At 68.9% G+C, this 21417-nt stretch carries 24 protein-coding genes; 12 read left to right on the top strand and 12 right to left on the bottom strand.

Annotated features, from left to right (window positions below; genetic code table 11):
- Positions 1-217: 217 nt before the first annotated feature.
- Together AC0IZJ_RS18520 and AC0IZJ_RS18515 are read left to right on the top strand one after the other, a co-directional pair.
- A complete protein-coding gene (locus AC0IZJ_RS18520) occupies positions 218-1168 on the top strand; it encodes an ABC transporter ATP-binding protein (RefSeq protein WP_471852705.1) in 951 nt (316 codons plus the stop codon).
- Positions 1161-2201, top strand: coding sequence for a peptide ABC transporter ATP-binding protein (locus tag AC0IZJ_RS18515; protein ID WP_471852703.1), 1041 nt, complete (start codon positions 1161-1163; stop codon positions 2199-2201). Before AC0IZJ_RS18520 ends, AC0IZJ_RS18515 begins: the two co-directional genes overlap by 8 nt.
- A gap of 62 nt (positions 2202-2263) precedes the next feature.
- Here the strand turns inward: AC0IZJ_RS18515 and AC0IZJ_RS18510 are convergent, their stop codons facing one another.
- From AC0IZJ_RS18510 to AC0IZJ_RS18500, 3 genes are all read right to left on the bottom strand, one after another.
- Positions 2264-2518 carry a glycine zipper domain-containing protein gene (locus AC0IZJ_RS18510; protein ID WP_471852702.1) on the bottom strand — a complete coding sequence of 85 codons (255 nt, stop codon included), beginning with the start codon at positions 2516-2518 and terminating at the stop codon, positions 2264-2266.
- Between the two features lie 168 nt (positions 2519-2686).
- On the bottom strand, positions 2687-3001 hold the full coding sequence (locus AC0IZJ_RS18505) for a PsiF family protein (protein WP_471852700.1): 315 nt from the start codon (positions 2999-3001) through the stop codon (positions 2687-2689).
- A 92-nt stretch (positions 3002-3093) separates the two neighbouring features.
- Positions 3094-4440 carry a serine/threonine-protein kinase gene (locus tag AC0IZJ_RS18500; RefSeq protein WP_471852699.1) on the bottom strand — a complete coding sequence of 449 codons (1347 nt, stop codon included), beginning with the start codon at positions 4438-4440 and terminating at the stop codon, positions 3094-3096.
- A gap of 30 nt (positions 4441-4470) precedes the next feature.
- On the opposite strand from AC0IZJ_RS18500, the gene AC0IZJ_RS18495 reads away from it, so the two are divergent.
- The 8 genes from AC0IZJ_RS18495 to AC0IZJ_RS18460 are packed head-to-tail and all read left to right on the top strand — an operon-like array spanning position 4471 to position 11604.
- Entirely contained in the window at positions 4471-4866 is a 396-nt protein-coding gene (locus AC0IZJ_RS18495) for a VOC family protein (protein ID WP_471852697.1), read from the top strand.
- 54 nt (positions 4867-4920) lie between these two features.
- Complete coding sequence (gene argS / locus AC0IZJ_RS18490) at positions 4921-6639, top strand: arginine--tRNA ligase (protein WP_471852696.1); 1719 nt, start codon at positions 4921-4923, stop codon at positions 6637-6639.
- A complete protein-coding gene (locus AC0IZJ_RS18485) occupies positions 6636-7313 on the top strand; it encodes an SPOR domain-containing protein (RefSeq protein WP_471852695.1) in 678 nt (225 codons plus the stop codon). The genes argS and AC0IZJ_RS18485 overlap by 4 nt, the downstream gene beginning before the upstream one ends.
- 26 nt (positions 7314-7339) lie before the next feature.
- Positions 7340-8002: a thiol:disulfide interchange protein DsbA/DsbL gene (locus AC0IZJ_RS18480; protein ID WP_471852694.1), complete on the top strand. Its 663-nt coding sequence runs from the start codon at positions 7340-7342 to the stop codon at positions 8000-8002.
- Positions 7999-8652, top strand: coding sequence for a thiol:disulfide interchange protein DsbA/DsbL (locus AC0IZJ_RS18475; protein WP_471852693.1), 654 nt, complete (start codon positions 7999-8001; stop codon positions 8650-8652). The genes AC0IZJ_RS18480 and AC0IZJ_RS18475 overlap by 4 nt, the downstream gene beginning before the upstream one ends.
- Before the next feature lie 45 nt (positions 8653-8697).
- Entirely contained in the window at positions 8698-9300 is a 603-nt protein-coding gene (gene lptA, locus AC0IZJ_RS18470) for a lipopolysaccharide transport periplasmic protein LptA (protein WP_471852692.1), read from the top strand.
- Positions 9300-10100, top strand: coding sequence for an LPS export ABC transporter ATP-binding protein (gene lptB / locus AC0IZJ_RS18465; protein ID WP_471852691.1), 801 nt, complete (start codon positions 9300-9302; stop codon positions 10098-10100). Before lptA ends, lptB begins: the two co-directional genes overlap by 1 nt.
- 10 nt (positions 10101-10110) lie before the next feature.
- On the top strand, positions 10111-11604 hold the full coding sequence (locus AC0IZJ_RS18460; RefSeq protein ID WP_471852690.1) for an RNA polymerase factor sigma-54: 1494 nt from the start codon (positions 10111-10113) through the stop codon (positions 11602-11604).
- A 24-nt stretch (positions 11605-11628) separates the two neighbouring features.
- Here the strand turns inward: AC0IZJ_RS18460 and AC0IZJ_RS18455 are convergent, their stop codons facing one another.
- From AC0IZJ_RS18455 to AC0IZJ_RS18445, 3 genes are all read right to left on the bottom strand, one after another.
- The gene (locus tag AC0IZJ_RS18455) at positions 11629-12489 is read right to left on the bottom strand and encodes an alpha/beta hydrolase (RefSeq protein ID WP_471852689.1); all 861 of its coding nucleotides are present in this window, start codon (positions 12487-12489) and stop codon (positions 11629-11631) included.
- Between the two features lies 1 nt (position 12490).
- Entirely contained in the window at positions 12491-13357 is an 867-nt protein-coding gene (locus AC0IZJ_RS18450; protein ID WP_471852688.1) for an alpha/beta hydrolase, read from the bottom strand.
- 116 nt (positions 13358-13473) lie between these two features.
- Positions 13474-13743, bottom strand: coding sequence for a GlsB/YeaQ/YmgE family stress response membrane protein (locus AC0IZJ_RS18445; RefSeq protein WP_471852687.1), 270 nt, complete (start codon positions 13741-13743; stop codon positions 13474-13476).
- A gap of 180 nt (positions 13744-13923) precedes the next feature.
- Between AC0IZJ_RS18445 and AC0IZJ_RS18440 the strand changes: the two genes are divergently transcribed.
- Complete coding sequence (locus tag AC0IZJ_RS18440; RefSeq protein WP_471852686.1) at positions 13924-15201, top strand: THUMP domain-containing class I SAM-dependent RNA methyltransferase; 1278 nt, start codon at positions 13924-13926, stop codon at positions 15199-15201.
- On the opposite strand, the gene AC0IZJ_RS18435 is transcribed toward AC0IZJ_RS18440, so the two are convergent.
- From AC0IZJ_RS18435 to AC0IZJ_RS18415, 5 genes are all read right to left on the bottom strand, one after another.
- Entirely contained in the window at positions 15180-16346 is a 1167-nt protein-coding gene (locus tag AC0IZJ_RS18435; RefSeq protein ID WP_471852684.1) for an MFS transporter, read from the bottom strand. The genes AC0IZJ_RS18440 and AC0IZJ_RS18435 overlap by 22 nt on opposite strands.
- On the bottom strand, positions 16343-17056 hold the full coding sequence (locus AC0IZJ_RS18430) for a 16S rRNA (uracil(1498)-N(3))-methyltransferase (RefSeq protein WP_471852683.1): 714 nt from the start codon (positions 17054-17056) through the stop codon (positions 16343-16345). Before AC0IZJ_RS18430 ends, AC0IZJ_RS18435 begins: the two co-directional genes overlap by 4 nt.
- A 154-nt stretch (positions 17057-17210) precedes the next feature.
- Positions 17211-17447 carry a hypothetical protein gene (locus AC0IZJ_RS18425; RefSeq protein ID WP_056266878.1) on the bottom strand — a complete coding sequence of 79 codons (237 nt, stop codon included), beginning with the start codon at positions 17445-17447 and terminating at the stop codon, positions 17211-17213.
- A 94-nt stretch (positions 17448-17541) separates the two neighbouring features.
- Entirely contained in the window at positions 17542-18300 is a 759-nt protein-coding gene (locus tag AC0IZJ_RS18420) for an enoyl-CoA hydratase/isomerase family protein (protein WP_471852682.1), read from the bottom strand.
- On the bottom strand, positions 18297-19010 hold the full coding sequence (locus tag AC0IZJ_RS18415) for a hypothetical protein (RefSeq protein ID WP_471852681.1): 714 nt from the start codon (positions 19008-19010) through the stop codon (positions 18297-18299). The genes AC0IZJ_RS18420 and AC0IZJ_RS18415 overlap by 4 nt, the downstream gene beginning before the upstream one ends.
- Positions 19011-19055: 45 nt before the next feature.
- On the opposite strand from AC0IZJ_RS18415, the gene AC0IZJ_RS18410 reads away from it, so the two are divergent.
- The gene (locus AC0IZJ_RS18410) at positions 19056-20735 is read left to right on the top strand and encodes an alkaline phosphatase family protein (RefSeq protein ID WP_471852679.1); all 1680 of its coding nucleotides are present in this window, start codon (positions 19056-19058) and stop codon (positions 20733-20735) included.
- Here AC0IZJ_RS18410 and AC0IZJ_RS18405 read toward each other — a convergent pair.
- Positions 20725-21366 carry a hypothetical protein gene (locus tag AC0IZJ_RS18405; RefSeq protein ID WP_471852678.1) on the bottom strand — a complete coding sequence of 214 codons (642 nt, stop codon included), beginning with the start codon at positions 21364-21366 and terminating at the stop codon, positions 20725-20727. The two genes, AC0IZJ_RS18410 and AC0IZJ_RS18405, sit on opposite strands and share 11 nt — an antisense overlap.
- Positions 21367-21417 lie beyond the last annotated feature (51 nt).

Raw genomic sequence — 21417 nt, 5'->3', positions numbered from 1 at the left:
CTTCAAGAACTGACTCCGCACGGTTGTTTGAGCAGAGCGTAGCGGCGCGAGTTCCGGGCGGGGCCTCGAGGCTTGAGGACCGCAGGGCACCCCGGAGCGAAGCGCAGGGGCGGGGCGGTCGGGGGGAGCTCTTTGCTTACTTTCTGGCGGCCCAGAAAGTGAGTCGCCCGCCGGGGCGAAATCCCGGCATGGGCCTAGGCAGAAAGCCATCGAAGCGATGAGCCTCCTCACTATCAAGAATCTTCGCGTCACCTTCGGCAACTTCCCCGCCGTCGACGGCGTCGACCTAACGCTACAAGCCGGCGAACTGCTCGGCATCGTCGGCGAGTCCGGCTCCGGCAAGTCCGTGACCATGCTCGCCCTGATGGGCCTCATCGACCCACCCGGCAAGGTCACCGCCGACGCCATCGAGTTCCAAGGCCGCGACCTGCTGAAGTTGTCGTCAAGCGAACGCCGCACCCTGATCGGCCGCGACGTCGCCATGGTGTTCCAGGACTCACTGAGCAGCCTCAACCCGAGCTACACCGTCGGCGCCCAGATCGCCGAAGTGCTCAAGGCCCACCTCGGCCTGCGCGGCAGCGCGGCGAAGAAGCGTGTCGTCGAACTGCTGGACCTCGTCGAGATCCCCGACGCCGCCAGCCGCGCCAGCGCCTACCCCCACCAGCTCTCGGGCGGCATGAACCAGCGCGTGATGATCGCGATGGCCATTGCGTGTGCGCCGAAGCTGCTGATCGCCGACGAGCCGACCACGGCGCTGGACGTGACCATCCAGGCCCAGATCATGGCGCTGCTGCTGAAGTTGCAACGCGAGCAGGGCATGGGGTTGATCGTGATCACGCACGACCTCGCCATCGTGGCCGAGATGGCGCAGCGCATCGCCGTGATGTATGCCGGCCAGATCGTCGAGACCGGCCCGGTGCCCGACCTCTTCGACGCGCCGCGCCACCCGTACACGAACGCGCTGCTGGCCGCGATCCCCGAGCACAACAAGGGCGCCAGGCGTCTGTCGGCTCTGCCCGGCATCGTGCCCGGCGCGCTGGACCGGCCCGCGGGCTGCCTGCTGTCACCGCGTTGCCCGCGTACGCAGCCGAAGTGCATCGCCGAACGGCCTGCATTGGAGAACGGTGTGCGCTGTTTCTTCCCGGTCGAGGAGGGAGTGCATGTCTGAGGATATGAGCCCCCACGCATCGCCTGCGGCGCCGCTGCCCCCCGAGGGGTCGTCGCCGGCTTGGGGCGGCCCGGCGCTCGGCTTGCTCCTCGAAGCCACCGACCTGGCCAAGCACTACAGCGTCAGCCGTGGCCTCTTCAAACCCAAGGCGACCGTTAAGGCGCTCAACGGCGTCAGCTTCACGCTGGCACCGAAGAAGACGCTGGCCGTGGTCGGCGAATCAGGCTGTGGCAAGAGCACACTGGCCCGCCAGCTCACGCTGATCGAGCCGCCGACGCGCGGCTCACTGAAGATCCGCGGTACGGACGCCGCGACGGCCGACAAGGCAACCTTGAAGGCGCTGCGCCGCGACGTGCAGATGGTGTTCCAGAACCCGTTCGCGTCGCTCAACCCGCGCAAGACGGTGGCAACGACGCTGGCCGAGCCGCTGCTCATCAACACGCCGCTCAGTGCCGCCGAACGTCAGGAACGAGTCGAAGCGCTGGCCAACAAGGTCGGCCTGCGCCCAGAACACCTGCGCCGCTACCCGCACATGTTTTCGGGCGGACAGCGCCAGCGCATCGCCATCGCGCGGGCCATGATCCTGAATCCCGGCATCGTCGTTGCGGACGAGCCGGTAAGCGCACTGGACGTCTCCATCCAGGCCCAGATCTTGAATCTCTTCATGGATCTGCAGGACGAGTTCGGCACGGGCTATGTGTTCATCTCGCACAACCTGTCGGTGGTGGAGCATGTGGCCGACGAGGTCATGGTGATGTACCTCGGCGCGGCGGTGGAGATCGGCGAGAAGCGCCGGTTGTTTGCGCAGCCGCTGCATCCCTACACGCGGGCGCTGATGAGTGCGACGCCAGCCCTGCGCAAGGCGGACAGGCGTGAGCGCATCGTCATCCACGGCGAGCTGCCGAGCCCGCTCAACCCTCCCAGCGGCTGCGCCTTTCACAAGCGCTGCCCGCTGGCCATGCCGCGCTGCATGGAAGAGACCCCCCAGTTGCGCGACGTGGATGGCAGGCTCGTTGCCTGCCATGCGGTCTAAGTCTGCGAGACCCGCCCGACTTTGCGCGCGTTCAGCGTGCCATGCTGGGCGGGGCTGAGACCTCAGCGGTCGCGCTTCTTCGACACTTCGTTGCCGACGACGCCGCCAGCCGCAGCGCCGATGGCGGCACCAGCGGTGGACCCGGTCACTGCACCGCCGATGACAGCGCCAGCGGTGGCGCCGACGACGGTGCTGGTTTCACGAGCCGACATGCCGGCGCAGGCGGTCAGGGCCAACGTCGCGGCAGCCGCGATGGAGACCAGGGTCACACGCCAGTAAACGGCGGCGGAGGATTCGGTGTGCAGAGTGTTGTTCATGATCGGGTTCCTTTTGATGGACTTGCCATGACTCCACTTTCGGTGTTGCCCGCCTCGCCCGGGGCCGGCCACCGGGCCGACACCCTGTCGGACGGCGCCCCTAAGCCACCTAAGAAGAAGCCACCCGAAGGTGGCTTTGAATGAGGCGGCGCCCGTCAGGCGCGGTGTTTACTTGGGCGCGGAGGCCGCGTCGGCAACGCACTTCTTGATGTGGCTCTTGGCGGCGGCACCGTGAAGCTTCTTGTCGGCGGCGGACTTCTCGCAAGCTGGGCTGGTCGCGGCAGGGGCGGCGGCAGCGGGCGCGTCACCCGCCTTGGCGGACAGGCAGGTCTTCATGAAGGCCTTGCGCTCGTCGCCTTTCTTGTCGGTGGCTTCCTTGTTGCAGGTGGCCATCTTGGACTGCTGGGCGGTGGGCGCCTTGTCTTCGGCCTGGGCGGCAAAAGCGGCCACGCCAAGGGCAATGGCGAGAGTGAAGCGTTTCATCAGGAGTCCTTCCTCTGGGAGGTGATCGGGCCGGGCCATTCAAGCACGGGAGCCCTGGGCTGCCAAGCGACGGGAAGCTCCTGTCAGCTTGCTCACAGGATGCGCCGCGGATGCGCCAGCGCCTCGTGGGCGGCGTGCAGGCGGCGCACCAGCACGCGGATGAAGGCGCTGTCGAAGCGGTGCTGGCATTCCGGGCTCAGCTGGCTCATCGTTTCAGGCTCGAAGCAGATCGTCGTGCACTCCTGCGTGACCTTGATGTCGGCGCTGTGGCGGCGCAGGTCGGGGTTGGGCGCGAGGTAGGCCATCTCGCCCACCGACGTGCCCTGGCCCAGTGTGGCCACCAGCCGGTTGTCGCGGTACACCTGCACCTCGCCGCGGGCGATGATGTGGAAGCTGCTGCCTTCCTGGCCGCGCTTGAAGAGGGCGTGCGCCAGCGGATAGCGCTTCCAGCGCGCGCGCCGCACCACCTCCCACAGCTGCACGTCGCCGAAGTCCGCAAAGAACTCCAGCGCGCGCAGCATGTTGAAGCGCTCCGAATCGCGCACCTCACCCAGGCGGTTCATCGGCACCTGCTGGCTGGACACCAGGCCAGACAGCGCCTGGGCAAAGCTGTCCCAGTCGGCAAAGCGGTCGTGCGGGTCCTTGGCCAGGGCGCGTTGCACGACGGCATCCAGCGCCTCGCTGACGCCCTCGCGCTGACCCGGCAGCGGCAGCGGCGGCTGGTGGTAGATCTGGTGCATCAGCGCCATCTGGTGCGGCGCGTCGAAGGGCGGGCGGCCGCCGATGAGGTGGTAGAGCACGGCGCCCAGCGCGTAGATGTCGGCGCGGCAGTCCACGTCGGCACCGTCGATCTGCTCCGGAGGCATGTAGGCCAGCGAGCCGACGCGGTGGATCTGCGTCGCGTCGGCATGCAGGTTCAGCGCCGAGCCGAAGTCGCTGACCTTCACATCCACCACCTGGCCCGAGGCGTCCAGCACGGCCAGCAGGTTGGCCGGCTTCACGTCACGGTGGATCAGCCCCTGGCGGTAGACATAGCCCAGCGCCATCGCGCACTTGAAGGCCACTTCGACGATCTGGTCCAGCGGCAGCAGGCGGTCGCTGCGGCAGAAGTGCTTGAGCGTGACGCCGGGCACGTACTCCATGACGAGGTAGGGCGCCGAGGCCTCGGCCACCGCGTCGAGGATGGCGACGACGTTGGGGTGGTGCAGCCGCCCGGCCAGGGCCGCCTCGGCGCTGAAGAAGCGGTTGCTGAAGTCGCTGGACGGCGCATCGGGCGGCGGCGCCCAGGTGCGCATGCGCTTGATCGCCACGTCCTGTGCCTGGAACGGGTCACGGGCCAGGAACACGTCGCTTGTCGCGCCCTCACCCAGGCGCTTGAGCACCTGGTAGCGGCCGATGTGGGAGGGCAAATCGTCTGCGGGAGCGCTCACGCCGGGCATGATACGGGCCGCCCATGGAGGTGCCTCCCCTTGTTCTCCCACGTCTTTGTCGCCACAAACCACTTCGAGCGAGCCCTCGCCTTCTACCGCCCGCTGATGGCCGGCTTGGGGCTGCCCGAGCGCTTCTGCGACCCGTCTCGCCCCTGGGCTGGGTGGCAGAGCGCCCCCGGCCCGCGCCCGCTGTTCTTGCTCGGCGCGCCTTTCGACGGCGAGCACCAACCCGGCAACGGTCAGATGGTGGCGCTGCTGGCGGCCAGCCGTTCGCAGGTCGACGCCGCTCATGCCACCGCACTGGCCCACGGCGGCCTCTGCGAGGGTCCGCCCGGCTTGCGGCCCGAGTACCACGCCAGCTACTACGGCGCTTACTTTCGCGACCCGGACGGCAACAAGCTCTGTGTGGCCTGTCACGAAGCGACAGCCGGCTGAGTCGACGCGGCCAGCGGCCCGCGCGTTGAGGACGGGCCTCCTAGAATCCCGCCCATGATCCAAGCCAAGCAGGCCCTGCTCGCCGCACTCGCCGACTCTCTGCAAGAAATCGCCCCCGGCTCCAATGCCGTCGCGGCCTTCGAATCGCCCAAGCAGGCCGCCCATGGCGACTTCGCCTGCACCGCCGCCATGCAGCTGGCCAAGCCGCTGAAGGCCAACCCGCGCGAACTGGCGACCCGCCTGATCGCCGCCCTCGAAGCCAAGCCCGCCTTCCAGCAATGGTGCCAAGCGCTGGAGATCGCCGGCCCCGGCTTCATCAACATCCGCCTCAAGCCCGAGGCCAAGCAGGCCGTCGTGGCCGAAGTGCTGACCGCTGGCGCCAAATTCGGCCACCGCGAGGCCACCGGCAAGCACGTCATGGTGGAGTTCGTCTCCGCCAACCCGACCGGCCCGCTGCATGTGGGCCATGCCCGCCAGGCCGCCCTGGGCGACGCGATCTGCTCCGTTTTCCAGAGCCAGGGCCACGACGTGACCCGCGAGTTCTATTACAACGACGCTGGTGTGCAGATCGCCACGCTGGCCAACTCCACGCAGATGCGCCTCAAGGGCTTCAAGCCGGGCGACGCCGAGTGGCCCGAGGCCGCCTACAACGGCGACTACATCCAGGACATTGCCGACGCCTTCCTTCAGCGCGAAACCGTCAAGGCCGACGACCGCGAGTTCACCGCCTCGGGCGACATCGACGACCTCGACAGCATCCGCCAGTTCGCCGTCGCCTATCTGCGCCATGAGCAGGACCTGGACCTGCAGGCCTTCGGCCTGAAGTTCGACAACTACTTCCTGGAAAGCAGCGTCTACGCCGGCGGCCAGTTGGAGAAGACGGTCGAGCGCTTGATCGCCAGCGGCAAGACCTATGAAGAAGGCGGCGCGCTTTGGCTGCGCACCACCGACTACGGTGACGACAAGGACCGCGTCATGCGCAAGTCCGAAGGCGGCTTCACCTACTTCGTGCCGGACGTGGCCTATCACATCAACAAGTTCGAGCGCGGCTACACGCAGTGCATCAACATCCAGGGCACCGACCACCACGGCACCATCGCCCGCGTGCGTGCCGGCCTGCAAGCCGTGGGTCTCGGCATCCCGCAGGGCTTCCCCGAGTACGTGCTGAACAAGATGGTCACGGTCATGAAGGGCGGCGAGGAGGTCAAGATCTCCAAGCGCGCCGGCAGCTATGTGACGTTGCGCGACCTGATCGACTGGACCAGCCGCGATGCGGTGCGCTTCTTCCTCATCAGCCGCAAGGCCGACACCGAGTTCGTCTTCGACATCGACCTGGCGCTGAAGGCCAATGACGAGAACCCGGTGTTCTACGTGCAGTACGCCCATGCGCGCATCTGCTCGGTGATCCGCAAGTGGGTCGCGCAAGGGGGCGGTGATACATCGACCATCGCCGGCGCCGACACGAGCCTGCTGACCGCGCCCACCGAGGAGGCGCTGATGCTCAAGCTAGCCGCCTACCCCGACATGCTGGCCGGCGCAGCTGCCGGCATCGCCCCGCACGACGTGGCCTTCTACGCGCGCGACCTGGCCGGCGCCTACCACTCCTACTACGCCGCCGAGCGCGTGGTGGGCGTGGCACCGGAACTGAGCCGCGCCCGCGTCGCCCTGCTGGCCGCCACGCGCCAGGTGCTGGCCAACGCCCTCGGCATGCTGGGCGTCAGCGCGCCCGAACAGATGAACCGCGACACTGCTGAAACCCTGGAGACCGAATGAGTTCTGCATCCAAGCCTGCCGGCCAGAAAAACCAGAAGGGCGGCTTTGTCCTCGGCCTCATCGTCGGCCTGCTGGTCGGCCTCGCCGTCGCCCTGGGCGTGGCCCTGTACATCACCAAGGTGCCCATCCCCTTCGTGAACAAGGTGCCCCAGCGCACGGCCGAGCAGGACGCTGCCGAGACCGAGCGCAACCGCAACTGGGACCCGAACGCGCCGCTGGCCGGCAAGGCCACACGCAGCGCCAGCGGTGTCGTCAACGCGCCGCCGCTGACCGCCCCGCCGCCCGCCACGACAACCGCCAGCGCCGCCGTGGCCGCCGCCAGCGCTGCGGCCAACCTGCCGCCGGTGGTGACGGCACAGCCCAAGCCCGTCGCGCCCAAGGCCGAGGCCGCCTCCGCCGCCACGCCGCCGACAGCGGCAGCCGCAGCGGGCGCCGACGCCTACACCTACTTCGTGCAGGCCGGCGCCTTCACCCGCCCCGAGGAGGCCGAGGCCCAGAGGGCCAAGCTGGCCATCCAGGGCTTCACGGCCAAGCTGATGGAGCGCGAACAAAACGGCCGCACTGTCTACCGCGTGCGCCTCGGGCCCGTTGATACCCGCGAGTCCGCCGAAGACCTGCAGCGCAAGATCGAGGGGGCCGGTTTCGAGGCCAACCTCGTTCGTGTACAACGCTGAATCCCTAGCCAAGGAAGCCTGACGCCATGAAGCGCCGCGATTTCTCCGCCCTGCTCGCCACCACGCCGCTCGCCGGTGCTGCGGGCTCCGCCCTCGCCCAGGGCGGTCCCATCGAAGGCCGCCACTACACAGCGCTCGACCGGCCCCTGGCCACGCCGCCCGGCAAGATCGAGGTGGTGGAGTTCTTCTGGTACGGCTGCCCGCACTGCTACGCCTTCGAGCCCCTGATCGAGCCGTGGTCCAAGCAACTGCCAGCCGACGTCGTCTTCCGCAAGTCGCACGTGGCCTTCCGCGCCAACTTGAAGCCCCACCAGCGCATGTTCTACACGCTGGAGGCCCTGGGCAAGGAAGCCGCCGCGCGCCCGGCCATCTTCAAGGCCATGCACGAGCAAGGCCAGGCGCTGGATGACGCCAAGAGCCAGGCCAAGTTCCTCAGCGCTCTGGGCGTCGATCCGGCCAAATACCAGGACGCCTACAACTCCTTCGGCGTGCAGACCAAGTGCAAGCAGGCTGACAAGCTGTTCGACGACTACCGCGCCGACGGGGTGCCCGCCATCGGCATCGGCGGCCGCTTCCTGACCTCGCCCAGCATGGCGGGCGCGGGCGAGCGCCTGCCCGAGCACCAACTCGGCCAGCGCGCGCTGCAGTACGCCGACTTCCTCATCCAGCGGGTGCGCCGCAAGGCATGAAGCGCCGCGACGCCGCCTTCGCGCTGGCCGCCACCGGCTTGGCGCCGGCTGCCTGGGCGCAGGGCGGCCCCGTCGAGGGCCGGCACTACGCTCGCCTGTCGCAGCGCCTGCCGGGCGCGCCGGGCAAGATCGAGGTCGTCGAGTTCTTCTATTACAAGTGCCCACACTGCTTCGCCTTCGACCCGCCGCTGGAGGCCTGGGTGCACCGGCTGCCGGCGAACGTGAGCTTTCGCCGCGTGCCGGTGGGCCAGCAGGCCATGCTCAAGCTGCATGCGCGCATGTATTACACGCTGGAGGCCATGGACGCGCTGACGCCGGCGGTGCACAGCGGCATCTTCAATGCCTTCCACCGCCAGGGCGTGGACGCCAATGACGAGGCCGCCGTCACGGCCCTGGTCGGCAAGCTGGGCGTGGATGCAAGCAAGTTCAAAGCGGCATTCGCCTCCTTCGGCGTGCAGTCCAAGCTGGCGCAAGGGCAGAAACTGGCCGAGTTGAGCGGCGCGGACAGCGTGCCCGCCCTCGTCATCGGCGGGCGTTTCCGCACCGGCCCCGGCATGGGCGGCAACCCCAGCCAAGGTGAGGTCGCCCAGGCCCAGCAGACCCTAGCCGTCGCGGATTTCCTGATCAAGTTGTCGCGAGAGAAAGGCTGAGGGCGGTATCGCGCCCATAGAATGGCCTGCAACTTCCGTGCCGCCATGTCTTCGCGACTCCTTCTCCTCCTCGCTGCGCTCACCGCCACTGCCGCCCACGCAGAGAAGGGCGACCGCCTGAAGCCGATGGTCTTCACGGCCGAGAAACAGGGTCGCATCGACGGCGTGAACCAGCGCACTGAACTACAGGGCAACGTCATCATCACCCAGGGCAGCCTGATGCTGCGCGCCGAGAAGGTGGACGTTCGCGAGACGCGCGACGGCTATGTCCAGGCCTATGCCAATGGCATGGCGGGCAAGCCGGTCAGCTTCCGCCAGGCAGGCGATGCCGCCGGCGAGGCCATCGAAGGCGTGGCCGACCAGCTCGAATACGACACCCGCACCGAGAACGTACGCTTCATCGGCAACGCCAATGTGCGCAGCACGACCGGCGCCGTGGTCTCCAAGGAGGTGACGGGCGCCGTCATCGTCTACAACAGCCGCACCGAGGTCATCACGCTGGAAGGCGGCAGCGCCTCGCCCAACCCGAATGGCCGCGTGCGCATGGTCAGGATGCCCCCTGCGCAGCCGGATGAATCGGCCTCCGCGCCGGCTGCGCCCCTGCCGCTGAAGCCGTCGACGACGTTGCGGCCGGGCAAGCCTTCGTGATGGACGACGCCTCCGTCACGCTCGAATCCCCGGCCGCTGGCGTGCAGCCCACGGCCTGCGGCAGCCGGCTCGAAGCCGAAGGGCTGGCCAAGACCTATGGCGTGCGCAAGGTCGTCAAGAACGTCCATGTGCGCGTCGACTGCGGCGAGGTCGTCGGCCTGCTCGGCCCCAACGGCGCCGGCAAGACGACCAGCTTCTACATGATCGTCGGCCTCGTCCGCTCGGACGCCGGCGTCATCCGCATCGACGGTGCCGAGGTGCAGCGCCTGCCCATCCACGCCCGTGCCCGCCTGGGCCTGAGCTATCTGCCGCAGGAAGCCTCGATCTTCCGCAAGCTCACCGTGGAGCAGAACATCCGCGCGGTGCTGGAGCTGCAGCAGGACGCCAAGGGCCGGTCCCTGGGCAAGGCGCGCATCGACGAGCTGCTCAACGGCCTGCTGCACGACCTCTCCATCGAAGGCCTGCGCGACAGCCCGGCGCCGGCGCTGTCGGGCGGCGAACGCCGCCGCGTCGAGATCGCCCGGGCCCTGGCCACGCAGCCCCGCTTCATCCTGCTGGACGAGCCCTTTGCCGGCGTCGACCCCATCGCGGTGCTGGAGATCCAGCGCATCATCGGCTTCCTGAAGAGCCGCGGCATCGGCGTGCTGATCACGGACCACAACGTCCGCGAGACGCTCGGCATCTGCGACCGCGCCTACATCATCAGCGAGGGCTCAGTGCTCGCCGAAGGCACGCCCGACGAGATCGTGGCCAACGCCGACGTGCGCAAGGTCTATCTCGGCGAAAACTTCAGGATGTGATGGCCCGGCCATGAAGCAAACGCTCCAGGTCCGCCTCAGTCAGCATCTCGCGCTGACGCCCCAGCTGCAGCAATCCATCCGGCTGCTGCAGCTGTCGACACTGGAGCTGAACCAGGAAGTCGAGCAGATGCTGGCCACCAACCCGCTGCTGGACACCGAGGAGGAGTTCACCGTCAGCACGCCCGAGCTGGCCGCGAACGCGCCGGCGGAGAGCGGCACCGAGGCTTCGGCCGGTGAGTCGGAAAGCGGTGATGCCCCCGAACTCAACGCCGAGGAATTCGGCAGCACCGAGCGCGAGGACTGGGAGAACGGCACCGAGCGCGACGACTTCGACGGCATCCGCGAGCTGCCGAGCAACAGCTCCGCCGCCAGCGGTGACGATGACGGCGAGCGCGAGAGCCAGGAGTTCGCCGAGGCCACGCTGGCCGAACACCTCACCCAGCAACTCGCCGGCCACCATCTGTCCCCGGAGGACCGCGCCGCGCTGCAGATCCTCATCGAATCGCTCAACGAGGATGGTTATCTCGAAGACACGCTCGACGAGATCGCCGCCTCCCTGGCCGAGGACGAGGAGACGCGCGAGGAGCTGCTCGACCACCTGCGCATCGCCCTGCGCTTGCTGCAAAGCCTGGACCCGGCCGGCATCGCCGCGCGCGACCTGTCCGAATGCCTGGTGCTGCAGCTGCGTGCCTGCCCGAAGTGCCCGGCCCAGGTCACGGCCATCCTGATCTGCAAGGGTCATCTGGAGCTGCTCGCCCGCCGCGACATGCGCCGCCTGATGGCCGAGACCGGCGCCGATGAACACATCCTGCGCGAGGCCCAGGGGCTGATCACCCGGCTTGAACCCAAGCCAGGCCGCCGTTTCGCGCGCGGCGCCTCGGCCGCCATCGTGCCCGATGTCATCGTGCGCAAGGTGGGCCGCGAGTTCCGCGTCATGCTCAACCCCGAGGTGGCGCCCAAGCTGCGCATCAACGAGCTCTACGCCAACGCCCTGCGCGCCACGCGCGGCGGCATCAGCAACTCACCGCTGGGCGGCCAGCTGCAGGAGGCACGCTGGTTCATCAAGAACATCCAGCAGCGCTTCGACACCATCCTGCGCGTCAGCCAGGCGATCGTCGAACGCCAGCGCGGCTTCTTCACGCATGGCGCGCTGGCGATGAAACCGCTGGTGCTGCGCGAGATCGCCGACGAACTCGGCCTGCACGAGTCCACCATCTCGCGCGTGACGACGGCCAAGTACATGGCCACGAGCTGGGGCACCTTCGAGCTGAAGTATTTCTTCGGCTCGGGGCTGTCGACGGAAGCCGGCGGCGAGGCCTCCAGCACGGCGGTGCGCGCGCTGATCAAGCAGTTCGTGGCCGCCGAAGACATCAAGAAGCCGCTGTCCGACAGCGCGCTCGCGGCGATGCTGGAGGAGCAGGGCATCCAGTGCGCACGGCGCACGGTGGCCAAGTACCGCGAGGGAATGAAGATCGCGCCGGCGAACTTGCGCAAGGCGCTTTAAGCCGCAGCTCGCGATATCGGCCGATCAGTCCTTGGACGGCCCCGTCTCCGGCGCCAGCGGCTCGAATACGAAGCGCATGCCGCGCGCATAGCTTTCCGGCTTGGTGCCGCCGTGGCGCTCGCCGTCGATGATGCGGTTCTGGAACACCAGGCCGGGATGGTTCAGCTCGGGCAGCAGGGCCTGGTAGCGCTTGATGCCGGCCAGGTAGGCGGGCCACTCCCACTCGGCACCCGTGACGTAAAGCCGAGCCTTGATCGGCTTGCCGGTCGCGGCATAGGCCTTGGCCTGCTTGAGCAGCCAGTCGTCGGCCACGTTGACGGCCGGGCTGGCGGCGATGTAGCCCTCGAACAGCGTCGGCCGCGTGTACATCGCGTACAGCGTGAACAGGCCGCCGAGCGAGCTGCCGGCCAACATGCGGTGGGCCGGGTCGCCGCGGTAGTCGCGCTCGACCAGCGGAATGATCTCGCGCTCCAGCGTGGCCAGGAACCTGTCGGCATGGCCGGAGTCGCCCGGCTGCGTAAGCTTGACCGGCGACAGGTCCCAGATGCGCAGCTGGCCGTAGTCCAGGTTCTCGCCCGCATAGCCCAGGCCGACGATGATGAACTCGGGCACGACGCGATCAGCGGCCTTGCTGTTGTAGGCGTTGATGTGCGTCGTGAAGTCCCAGTAGGCGTCGGTGACGTACAGCACCGGGTAGCGCCGCGTGGGCTCCTTGCCGAATGACGCCGGTAGGTGGATGTGCAGCTGGTAGCTGCGGCCATCCACCGTCGTGGGCAGCAGGCGCAGCTGCGTGTTCGGGACGACGTGGGGCGGATAGACCGGCGCCGGGTCCGCCTGCACCTGCATGCCGGACAGCAGGGCCAGTGCGAGCACGAACCGCTTCACGTCAGTCTTTCGACTTGCCCGCCTCCGGCGCCAGCGGCTCGAACACGAAGCGCATGCCGCGCGTGTAGCTCTCCGCCTTGGTGCCCGCATGCCGCTCGCCGTCGATGGTGCGGTTCTGGAACACCAGCTCCGGATGCTTCAGCTCCGGCAGCAGCGCCTGGTAGCGCTTGATGCCAGCCAGGAAAGCCGGCCATTCGTTTTCGGCGCCCGTCACATACAGCCGTGCCTTGATGGGCTTGCCCGTTGCGGCATAGGCCTTGGCCTGGCCGATGATCCAGTCGTTGCCGGCCACGACCGCCGGGCTGGCGGCGATGTAGCCCTTGAAGAGATCCGGCTTGACGTACATCGCGTGCAGCGTGAACAGCCCGCCGAGCGAGCTGCCGGCCAGGTAGCGCTGGGCCGGGTCGGCGCGGTAGTCGCGCTCCAGCAGCGGGAAGATGTCCTTCTCCAGCGACGCGATGAACTTGTCGGCATTGCCGGTGGCGCCGGACAGCGGGTTCATGCGCACTGGCGACAGCTCCCAGCCGCGCATCTGGCCGTAGTCGACGTTGTCGCCGGCATAGCCAAGGCCCACGGTGATGAACTCTGGCACGACCTGGTCGTAAGCCAGGTTGTTGTAGGAGGCGACGATGGTGGCGAAGTCCCAGTAGCCGTCGGTGACGTAGAGCACCGGATAACGACGCTTGGGCTCCTTGGCAAAGGACGCCGGCAAGTGGATGTGCAGCTGATACGTGCGACCGTCAGCGTTCTTGGGCAGCGCGCGCAGCAGCGTGTTGGGAACGCTGTGCTGGGGATAGGCGGGCGCATCAGCGGCCTGCGCCTGAAGGGCGCCGAACAGGAGGGCCAGGGACAAGACGATTCGCTTCATGGCGTGGGCATTGAGTGAATGGCAGCGTTGTCAGTGTAGGCCTGCAACAGCGCCGGATCACACGCAGTGGCACCCCACCGGCATGGCCAGTGGGGTGCACCCGAGCGGAAGCGGCTTCAGCGCGCGGTACCGCGCCGCAGCAGGTTGACGATCGCCAGCAGCACGATGGCGCCGACCAACGAGACCAGCAGTCCGGCGACGCTGAAGTCGTTGCTGTTGATCGTTCCCGTACCGAGCATGGGCGCGATCAGCCAGCCGCCGAGCAGGGCGCCGACGATGCCGACCACCACGTTGAGGATCACGCCCTGTTGGGCGTCCGTTTTCATGATCAGGCTGGCGACCCAGCCGATCAGCCCGCCGACGAGCAGCCAAACGATGAAGTTCATGAGAAGGTTCCTTTCAGTTGAAACGATGGAATTGCGGACACCTTGGACGCAAAGGTGTGCAGGAATTGCACCTTCTCGCCCCTGCCACCGATGGCCTGGCAACCGCCAGCCGGATAGCGGCAAGCGGCGGTCCTGCCGCAAGCCGCGCAGCGGCGCGACGACCCGGCGACAATCATCCCGGTGAGCCTGCCTAACAAAATTTCCCTGTTCGTTTCCTGTGCCGGCGGCGTCGAGCCGCTGCTCGAGGAAGAGCTCAAACGCTTCCTGCCGCCCGGCGTGCGCAGCAAGGTTGAACCGCTGCGCGGCGGCTGCGGCCTGATCGGCACGGCCGAGGACGTGCTGCGCATCAACCTCGAAAGCCGCCTCGCGCAACGCGTGCTGGTCGAGCTGATCGAGGGCCCCTACCGCCATGAAGAAGACCTTTACACGCTGGCCCGCCGCGTCGACTGGCGCGACTGGATCACGCCGCGCGAGACGATCCGCGTCGACACCATCGCCCAGCGCTCGCCGCTGAAGAGCCTGAACTTCACCACGCTGCGCATCAAGGACGCGATTTGCGACCAGCTGCGCGAGCACACCGGCGAGCGCCCCAGCGTGGACACGCATTCGCCCGACCTGCCGGTGCTGCTGCACGTCGGCCCGGAGCGCGCGGCGATCTATGTCGACACCTCGGGCGAGCCGCTGTTCAAGCGCGGCTGGCGTGTCGACAAGGGCGACGCGCCGCTGAAGGAGACGCTCGCCGCCGCCATGCTCGCCGCCGCCGGCTGGCGCGGTGAGTCGGCATTGCACGACCCCTGCTGCGGCTCCGGCACCATCCCCATCGAGGCCGCACTGATCGCCTGCGACTCCGCGCCCGGCCTGCTGCGCCGCTTCGCCTTCGAGCGGCAGATCCCGTTTTCCACGCCGGCACTGAAGGCCACCTGGGGCGAGATGGCCCAGGCCGCCCGCGCCCGCGTGCATGCGCCCAAGGTGCCCATCTACGCCAGCGACGTGGCCTTCCGCATGGTCGACTTCGCGCGCCGCAATGCCGAGCGTGCCGGCGTGGCGCAGTACATCCAGTTCAACGGCGGCGACGCGCTGGAGCGGCCCGCGCCCGTGCTGCCGGAGGGCATGCCGGGCAGCATCATGATGAACCCGCCCTATGGCGAGCGCATCGAAGTGCGCGGCAAGGCGGCGATGTCCCGCGACGCACAAGGTTCCGAGGAGCTGGACGCCGGTGACGACTTCTTCCCGCGCCTGGCCGCGCACTGGAAGCGCCAGTACACCGAGAACCCCGCCGGTTGGACGGCCTGGATGCTCAGCCCTGACATGAAGCTGCCCAGCAAGATGCGGCTGAAGGAAGCGCGCCGCGTGCCGATGTGGAACGGCCCCATCGAATGCCGGCTGTTCCGCTTCGACCTCATCAAGGGCTCGGCGCGCAAGCCGCCCGGTGACGCTCAGGCGGCCGACGCGCGCTGACGCAGCTTCAGCCACGCCAGCGCCGCCGCGCACAGCGCGATGGGCACGAGGCTGGCCCAGTTCATCCACTGCCAGCCGCCGGTCGTGACCAGCGCGCCTGACGAGAACGACGTCAGCGTCATGGTCGCGTAGACGCCAGTGTCCATCAGCCCTTGTGCGCGCGTCTTTTCCTCGGGGCGGTAGGCCTGCGTGAAGAGCGTCGTGCCGCCGATGTAGAGGAAGTTCCAGCCGATGCCGAGCAGCAGCAGCGCGCCGAGGAAGTGATCCAGGTCCTGCCCCGACAGCGCGAAGGCCACGCAGCCGAGGTTGAGCAGCACGCCGACCGCCATGACCGGCAGCACGCCGACGCGCTTGATCAGCGGCCCGGTGAAGAAGCTCGGCACGAACATGCCCAGCACATGCCACTGCAACACCGTGCCGGCGTCGCTGAACGGCAGGCCGCACTGGCCCATGGCGATGGGCGTGGCGGCCATCAGCAGGCTCATGACGCCGTAACCGAGCGCACTTGCGGCCATCGCAACGATGAAGACCGGCTGGCGCATCAGCTCCGCGCCCGACCGGCCGCCTGCGCCGGGCGCTGGCCGAGGCAGCGCCGGGAAGTCGATCAGCGAGATCAGCGCCAGCCCCACCAACGCGACGACGATCAGCAGCAGATAGGCCCCCGCGAACGGCGCCACCAGCAGGTTCTGGCTCTCGCGTGCCAGCAGCGGGCCGATGAAGGCGCCCAGGCAGCCGCCGCCAAGCACCCAGGAGATGGCCGCCTCGCGCTTGTCCGGCGCGACGATCTCGGTCGCTGCGAAGCGATAAAGCGCCGCGTTGGCGCTGTAGTAGCCACCCACCAGCGTCGCCGCGACGACGCCCCAGAACTGCTGATGCAGCACGCTCCACAGCGCCAGGGCGGAACTGACGATGGCCACGCCCAGGCCGATCTGGAAGCCGCGCCGCCGGCCGAAGCGCAGCTGATGCCGGCCCACCATGCGCGCCGTCAGCGCGCCGCCGGCCACGTAGGCGCAGATCGGCAGCGTCGCCATCCACGGCACGGGCGCCAAAGCCAGGCCGACAAGGCCGTTGATGGCGATCAGGCAGACATTGTTGGTGAGGAAAAAGCCCTGCGCCAGCACGAGCAGCGCGAGCTTTCGGTTCACGACAGGGCGAGCCAGGCGAGCACGGCCAGCGGCGCGGTGTCAGCACGCAGGATGCGGGGGCCGAGCGAGACGGCCGCGAAGCCACGGGCGCGGGCGGCGTCTTCCTCAGCGTCGCTCAAGCCGCCCTCGGGGCCGCTCAGAAAGAGCGCTCGCCGCTGCGCAAATGGGGCCAACTGCTGCGCCGCCTGAGGGCTCAGCAAGCCGCGCCACTCATCATCGGCCGGCGCCGGCAGCGCGGCGAGCCAAGCGGCGAGCGGCATGACGGGCTCGACGCGCGTCGGCACCGTGCGCCCGCTCTGCTCGGCCGCAGCAATGGCCACACCCTGCCAGTGCGAACGTTTCTTGTCGGCCCGCTCGCCAGAGAGGCGCAGCACCGAACGGTCCGAAACCAGCGGCTGCAGCGCCGCAGCGCCCAGTTCAGTGGCCTTCTCGACAAGAAAATCCATGCGGTCATTGGCCGGCATGACGACGGCCAGAGTCACTGCACGCGCAAGTTCGCGCTGCGGCTGCTCTGGCGCGAGCAGGCTCACACGCACCTCGCTGCGTCCCATCGCCGTGACCTCGGCGCGCCATTCCGGGCCGCTGCCGTCGAAGAGCGTCAGCGCGTCACCCGGCTGAAGCCGCAGCACCTGCACATGGCGCGCCGCGCCAGCAGGCAAGGCAATCTCGCCGGGCTGCAAGAGCGGTGTATCGACGAAGAAACGAGGCAAGGCGTAGGGCTTTCTGCGGGCCGAGCGCCGGGCCGCTCCCAAGCCGGCCCGTCTGGCGATGTGCGACCGGGGCAAGCCCCGCGAGCATCGCCGTCCCCTCGGGGGACCGACCAGTCTTGCGCGCGTTCAGCGGCAAGACTGGGCGAGGGGCTCACTATTTAGCGGCGATCTGCGCGTCCAGTTCCTTGCAGGACGGCGAGCACACCGGCTGCGACTTGCCGAGGAGTTTCTTGGACTTCAGCATCGCACGGGGGCGATGTTTGCCGCATAGGAAGCAGGACATGGTTGCTGCGCCGAAAGACGAGGTCGCCGCAAATGGCGAGCCCGGAGCTTTGGAACGGTAGCGCAGGCCATCTGCTTCGATGGTGGTCTTGGTGGTTTCTTTGGCCACACTGGTCCTGTCGAAGAGTTTGAAAAGGGGACGGCGCCGGAGGCGCTCGGGCCCTGTATTTTCCACCATGTCTGAGAGAGCCGCCCTAGGGCTTTCAACACCCCTTGAACTTGGCCGGTCTCTTGCCCGCCCAGGCGGCCTGTCCCTCAGCCAGATCGGCCGAGTCGCGGGCCTTCAGGATGTCGGCGGCCAAGCGACTCTCGTCGAGCCGGCCGGCGGCGATGGCATTGAGGTGATGCTTCATCGGCAGCAGGGCCAGGGGCGCCATGGCCAGCAGTTCGGCCGTCAGCGCGGCGAGCGCCGCATCCAGCGTGTCGACGTCAGGCAGCAACTGGTCCAGATAGCCGCAGGCCAGCAGGGCCGCCGCGTCCAGCGTGCGGCCCGCAAGCAGCACCTGCCTGGCCGTGGCCAGGCCCAGGCGGCTGACAAAGCGGCGCAGACCACCGGCATAGAAATGCAGGCCAACGCGCGCGGCCGGCACGAACATGTCGACGGCCGGCGCGCCGAGGCGGAAGTCGCAGGCCAGCGCCAGGTCGGCCGCGCCGCCGTAGACGCCGCCATGCAGCCGCGCCACGGTGATCGGCCGCGCGGCCTCCAGTGCATCGGCCAGTTCACCAAAACGCGCGCCGGCATCGACGGCGACGAGCGCGCCGAGGTCGAAGCCGCTGCAGAAATGCCTGCCCTCGCCGGCCAGCACCAGTACACGCACAGCGGCGTTCGCATTGACGTCGGCGATGAAGCCGCGCAGCGTCGCGAGGTCGTCCACCGTCAGGCGGTTGGCCTGCCGCGGCCGGCGCAGCGTGATGCGTGCGACGCCTTCCTCGACGTCCAGATGCGGCCCCTGGCCGCTCATGGGCGGCGCCGCGCGACGCGATTGCGCAAGGCGTAACCGTCGTTCAGCCGCGCAAACGTCGCGCCCCGCTCGGCCTCCGCCAGCTCGCGCAGCGCCTGGGCCTGGGTGGCGCGCAGGCGGGCGTCCTGGTGCAGCACGAGCTCGGCGATGAGGGCCCAGTCCACCTCCAGCTCGGCCGGCCAGACCAGCGCCTCGGGCGGCAGCTGGACGAGCAGTTGGTGCAACGCGCCGACGGTCGTCTCCGCAGGGACAAGGGCGGCCAGTTCGGGCCAGCGGCCCAGTACCGGCGCTTCCAGCCGCTGCGGCCGCCACAGCGCGCACAGCCACTGCGGCGCATGGTTCTCGACGACCGGCCCTCTGGGCGCCTGCACGACCTCCGCACTGGCGCCGCGCACGCGCCGCACCAGCGCCGTCCACGCGTGGGGCTGCCAGCTCGTCAGCAGCTGGGCGGGGCGCTCGGCGCGGGGCACGGGCAGGTTGACGCGCGGCACATCGTTGATCGGCGGCGGCGGCGCCACATGAGGCAGCTCGATGTCCTCGATGTCCTGCATCTCGTAGCCGCGCGCCTTCAGCCGCGCCTTCTTGGCTTCGTCGATGTTGGTGCGGCCCGCGTCCAGCAGGCGGCCCAGATCCAGGTCAACAGGCGGCGGCGCAGGCGCACGCCAGCCGTCGAGGACGCGCGCGGGATCGAAATCGTCGGTCTTGGCCATGGCTGTGCGGCATTGTGACGACGTAAGCTCGCACACCGTCCCCCCATGCCACGAACCGTCATGCCGATGCACACCCGCCGCCGCCTGCTGGGCCTGGCGCTGTCCGCCGCCCTGCCCCTGATCAGCGCCTGCACGGCACCGCCCGCCATCCCGGCGACGCGGTCACAGGCCCCGAAGCTGCTCGTCCTCGTCGTCATCGACGGACTGCCGATGCGCCAGGTGAGCGGCTACCGCGACCAGCTCGCCCCCGACGGCTTTGCCCGCTTCCTGGACCGCGGCCGCTGGTTCGCCAACGCGCATTACGGCCACGGCCACACGGTCACGGCGGCCGGCCACGCGGTGATGCTCAGCGGCGCCTCGCCGCAGCGCAGCGGCATCATCAGCAACGAGTGGCGCGACCCGGCCACCGGGGCACCCGTCTACAACACCGGCGACGCGGCCTACCAGTACATCGACAGCCCCACCGCGCCGCTGTCGGGTACCAGCCCGCGCAACCTCAAGGTCGAAACGCTGGGTGACGTGCTGCGCACCCGCTCGCCCGAGTCCAAAGTCATCGGCATTTCAGGCAAGGACCGCGGCGCCATCCTGCCGGCGGGCCACAAGGGCACGGCCTATATGTACATGAGCGAGACCGGCCGGTTCGCGTCCAGTACCTATTACATGCAGGCCCATCCGCAATGGGTGACCGACTTCAACGCCGCCAAGCCGGCCGACGCCTTCTTCGGCAAGACCTGGGCGCCTCTCCTCCCCGAGTCGGCCTATGCCCGCTCCGTGCCCGATGGGCAGACCTGGCAGATCGCCAGCGGCAACGGCAACCGCCTGCCCGCCGTCATCGGCGACAAGATGGACGGCCCCGGTCCGCGCTTCTACAGCGGCGTGGCCGCCTCGCCCTTCGGCGACGAGCTGACGCTGGCCTTCGCGCGCGCCGCCGTCACCCATGAAAAGCTGGGGCAGCGCGGCGTGCAGGACATCCTGTCCGTCAGCCTGTCCAGCCACGACTACGTCAACCACGCCTTCGGTCCGGAGTCGCGCCTGTCCCACGACCACACCCTGCACCTGGACCGCCATCTGCAGGCCTTCTTCCAGTTCCTCGACAAGACGGTCGGCGCCGGCAACTATGTCCTCGCGCTGACCGCCGACCATGGCTTCACCGACACGCCGGAATGGGCCGCGACCCAGGGCCGCGACGCCGGCCGCTTTGCGTCGTCGCCGTCGCTGGCGGTGGTGAACGGCGCGCTGGCCGCGAAATTCGGCGTCGCCAAGCTCGCCCGCGACTTCTCCGCCGCCGGCCTTTTGCTGAACGACAAGCTCGTCGCCGAGCGCGGTCTGAAGTTCGCCGACGTGCAAGCCGCCGCGCGCGATGAACTCCTGAAGCTGCCGGGCGTGGCCACCGTCTTCACACGCGAACAACTGCTTGGCAGCGACACGGCGACGCCCTACCTGGAAGCGATGCGCAAGTCCTTCGACCCGACGCGCGCCGCTCAGCTGCAGGTCGTGCTGAAGCCGAACTGGATCCACAGCTATCGCCCCGGCGGCAGCAGCCACGGCACGCCATACGAAACCGATACCCACGTGCCCCTGTTGTTCTGGGGGCCGGGCTACGTCGGCCAGGGCGAGGTCAAGGCGCACGTCGAGATCGCCGATCTGGCGCCGACGCTCGCCGCCATCGCTGGCCTGCCTGCGCCGGCACAGGCGCAGGGTCGTGATTTGCAGCTCAAGCCCTGAGCAGCAGTTCGGTCGCCGACTCGCCCCACTGCGCTTCGGTCAGCGCCAGCCCGCCCAAGCGCTCGCACAGGCCGGCCGCCTGGGCGGGGCCGGTGGCCGGCAGCACCAGCAACAGCCGCCCGTCCGCCAGCCGCGCACAGCCGTCTTCGCCGCGGATGCGCGCCAGCAGTGCCTGAGGGTCGGCGCCGGGCGCCGTCGTCGCGACGCACAGCGGCCAGGCGCGCGGGTCGCTGAGCAGGGATTGGAGCAGGGCCAGCCCGCCCGCCTCCGACAGCAACTGGCCCGAGGGCGGCCGGGGCCGGCTCAGCGCGCTGATGTCGACGCCCGTGCAGGCCCAGCCGCCGTCGACCGTCGACTGTTCCACCCACCACAACCGGCGACCGTCCTGCCACGCCTGCTCGTAGCCCGACCGCAGCGCGCGCTGCCGCCGCCCAGGCGCATCGATCGGGCCGATGCCCGCTGCATGCGCGGCGTCGACGATCTCGGCCCGCGTCGGCTGCTCGTCGTCGCCGAGAGCCCAGGCCGCGCGGTAGGCTGCATTGGCCAGCCGGAGCCGGCCGTCGGCGTCGAACAACGCCAGCAGGAGCGGGCCATCGGCCAGCGTCTGCCACCAGAGATCGCTTGAAGTCACCCGCGCATTGGAACCCAGGCTGTCAGGCGCTAGGCGTGTCCGCTGACGCTT

This window comes from Roseateles sp. AC306 (assembly GCF_979253795.1).
This window is presented reverse-complemented; position numbering and strand designations above follow the sequence as displayed.

Coding starts and splice junctions, on each gene's coding strand:
- AC0IZJ_RS18520 (WP_471852705.1), top strand. CDS start 218: ATGAGCCTCCTCACTATCAAGAATCTTCGCGTCACCTTCGGCAACTTC.
- AC0IZJ_RS18515 (WP_471852703.1), top strand. CDS start 1,161: ATGTCTGAGGATATGAGCCCCCACGCATCGCCTGCGGCGCCGCTGCCC.
- AC0IZJ_RS18510 (WP_471852702.1), bottom strand. CDS start 2,518: ATGAACAACACTCTGCACACCGAATCCTCCGCCGCCGTTTACTGGCGT.
- AC0IZJ_RS18505 (WP_471852700.1), bottom strand. CDS start 3,001: ATGAAACGCTTCACTCTCGCCATTGCCCTTGGCGTGGCCGCTTTTGCC.
- AC0IZJ_RS18500 (WP_471852699.1), bottom strand. CDS start 4,440: ATGCCCGGCGTGAGCGCTCCCGCAGACGATTTGCCCTCCCACATCGGC.
- argS (WP_471852696.1), top strand. CDS start 4,921: ATGATCCAAGCCAAGCAGGCCCTGCTCGCCGCACTCGCCGACTCTCTG.
- AC0IZJ_RS18485 (WP_471852695.1), top strand. CDS start 6,636: ATGAGTTCTGCATCCAAGCCTGCCGGCCAGAAAAACCAGAAGGGCGGC.
- AC0IZJ_RS18480 (WP_471852694.1), top strand. CDS start 7,340: ATGAAGCGCCGCGATTTCTCCGCCCTGCTCGCCACCACGCCGCTCGCC.
- AC0IZJ_RS18475 (WP_471852693.1), top strand. CDS start 7,999: ATGAAGCGCCGCGACGCCGCCTTCGCGCTGGCCGCCACCGGCTTGGCG.
- lptA (WP_471852692.1), top strand. CDS start 8,698: ATGTCTTCGCGACTCCTTCTCCTCCTCGCTGCGCTCACCGCCACTGCC.
- lptB (WP_471852691.1), top strand. CDS start 9,300: ATGGACGACGCCTCCGTCACGCTCGAATCCCCGGCCGCTGGCGTGCAG.
- AC0IZJ_RS18460 (WP_471852690.1), top strand. CDS start 10,111: ATGAAGCAAACGCTCCAGGTCCGCCTCAGTCAGCATCTCGCGCTGACG.
- AC0IZJ_RS18450 (WP_471852688.1), bottom strand. CDS start 13,357: ATGAAGCGAATCGTCTTGTCCCTGGCCCTCCTGTTCGGCGCCCTTCAG.
- AC0IZJ_RS18445 (WP_471852687.1), bottom strand. CDS start 13,743: ATGAACTTCATCGTTTGGCTGCTCGTCGGCGGGCTGATCGGCTGGGTC.
- AC0IZJ_RS18420 (WP_471852682.1), bottom strand. CDS start 18,300: ATGAGCGGCCAGGGGCCGCATCTGGACGTCGAGGAAGGCGTCGCACGC.
- AC0IZJ_RS18415 (WP_471852681.1), bottom strand. CDS start 19,010: ATGGCCAAGACCGACGATTTCGATCCCGCGCGCGTCCTCGACGGCTGG.
- AC0IZJ_RS18410 (WP_471852679.1), top strand. CDS start 19,056: ATGCCACGAACCGTCATGCCGATGCACACCCGCCGCCGCCTGCTGGGC.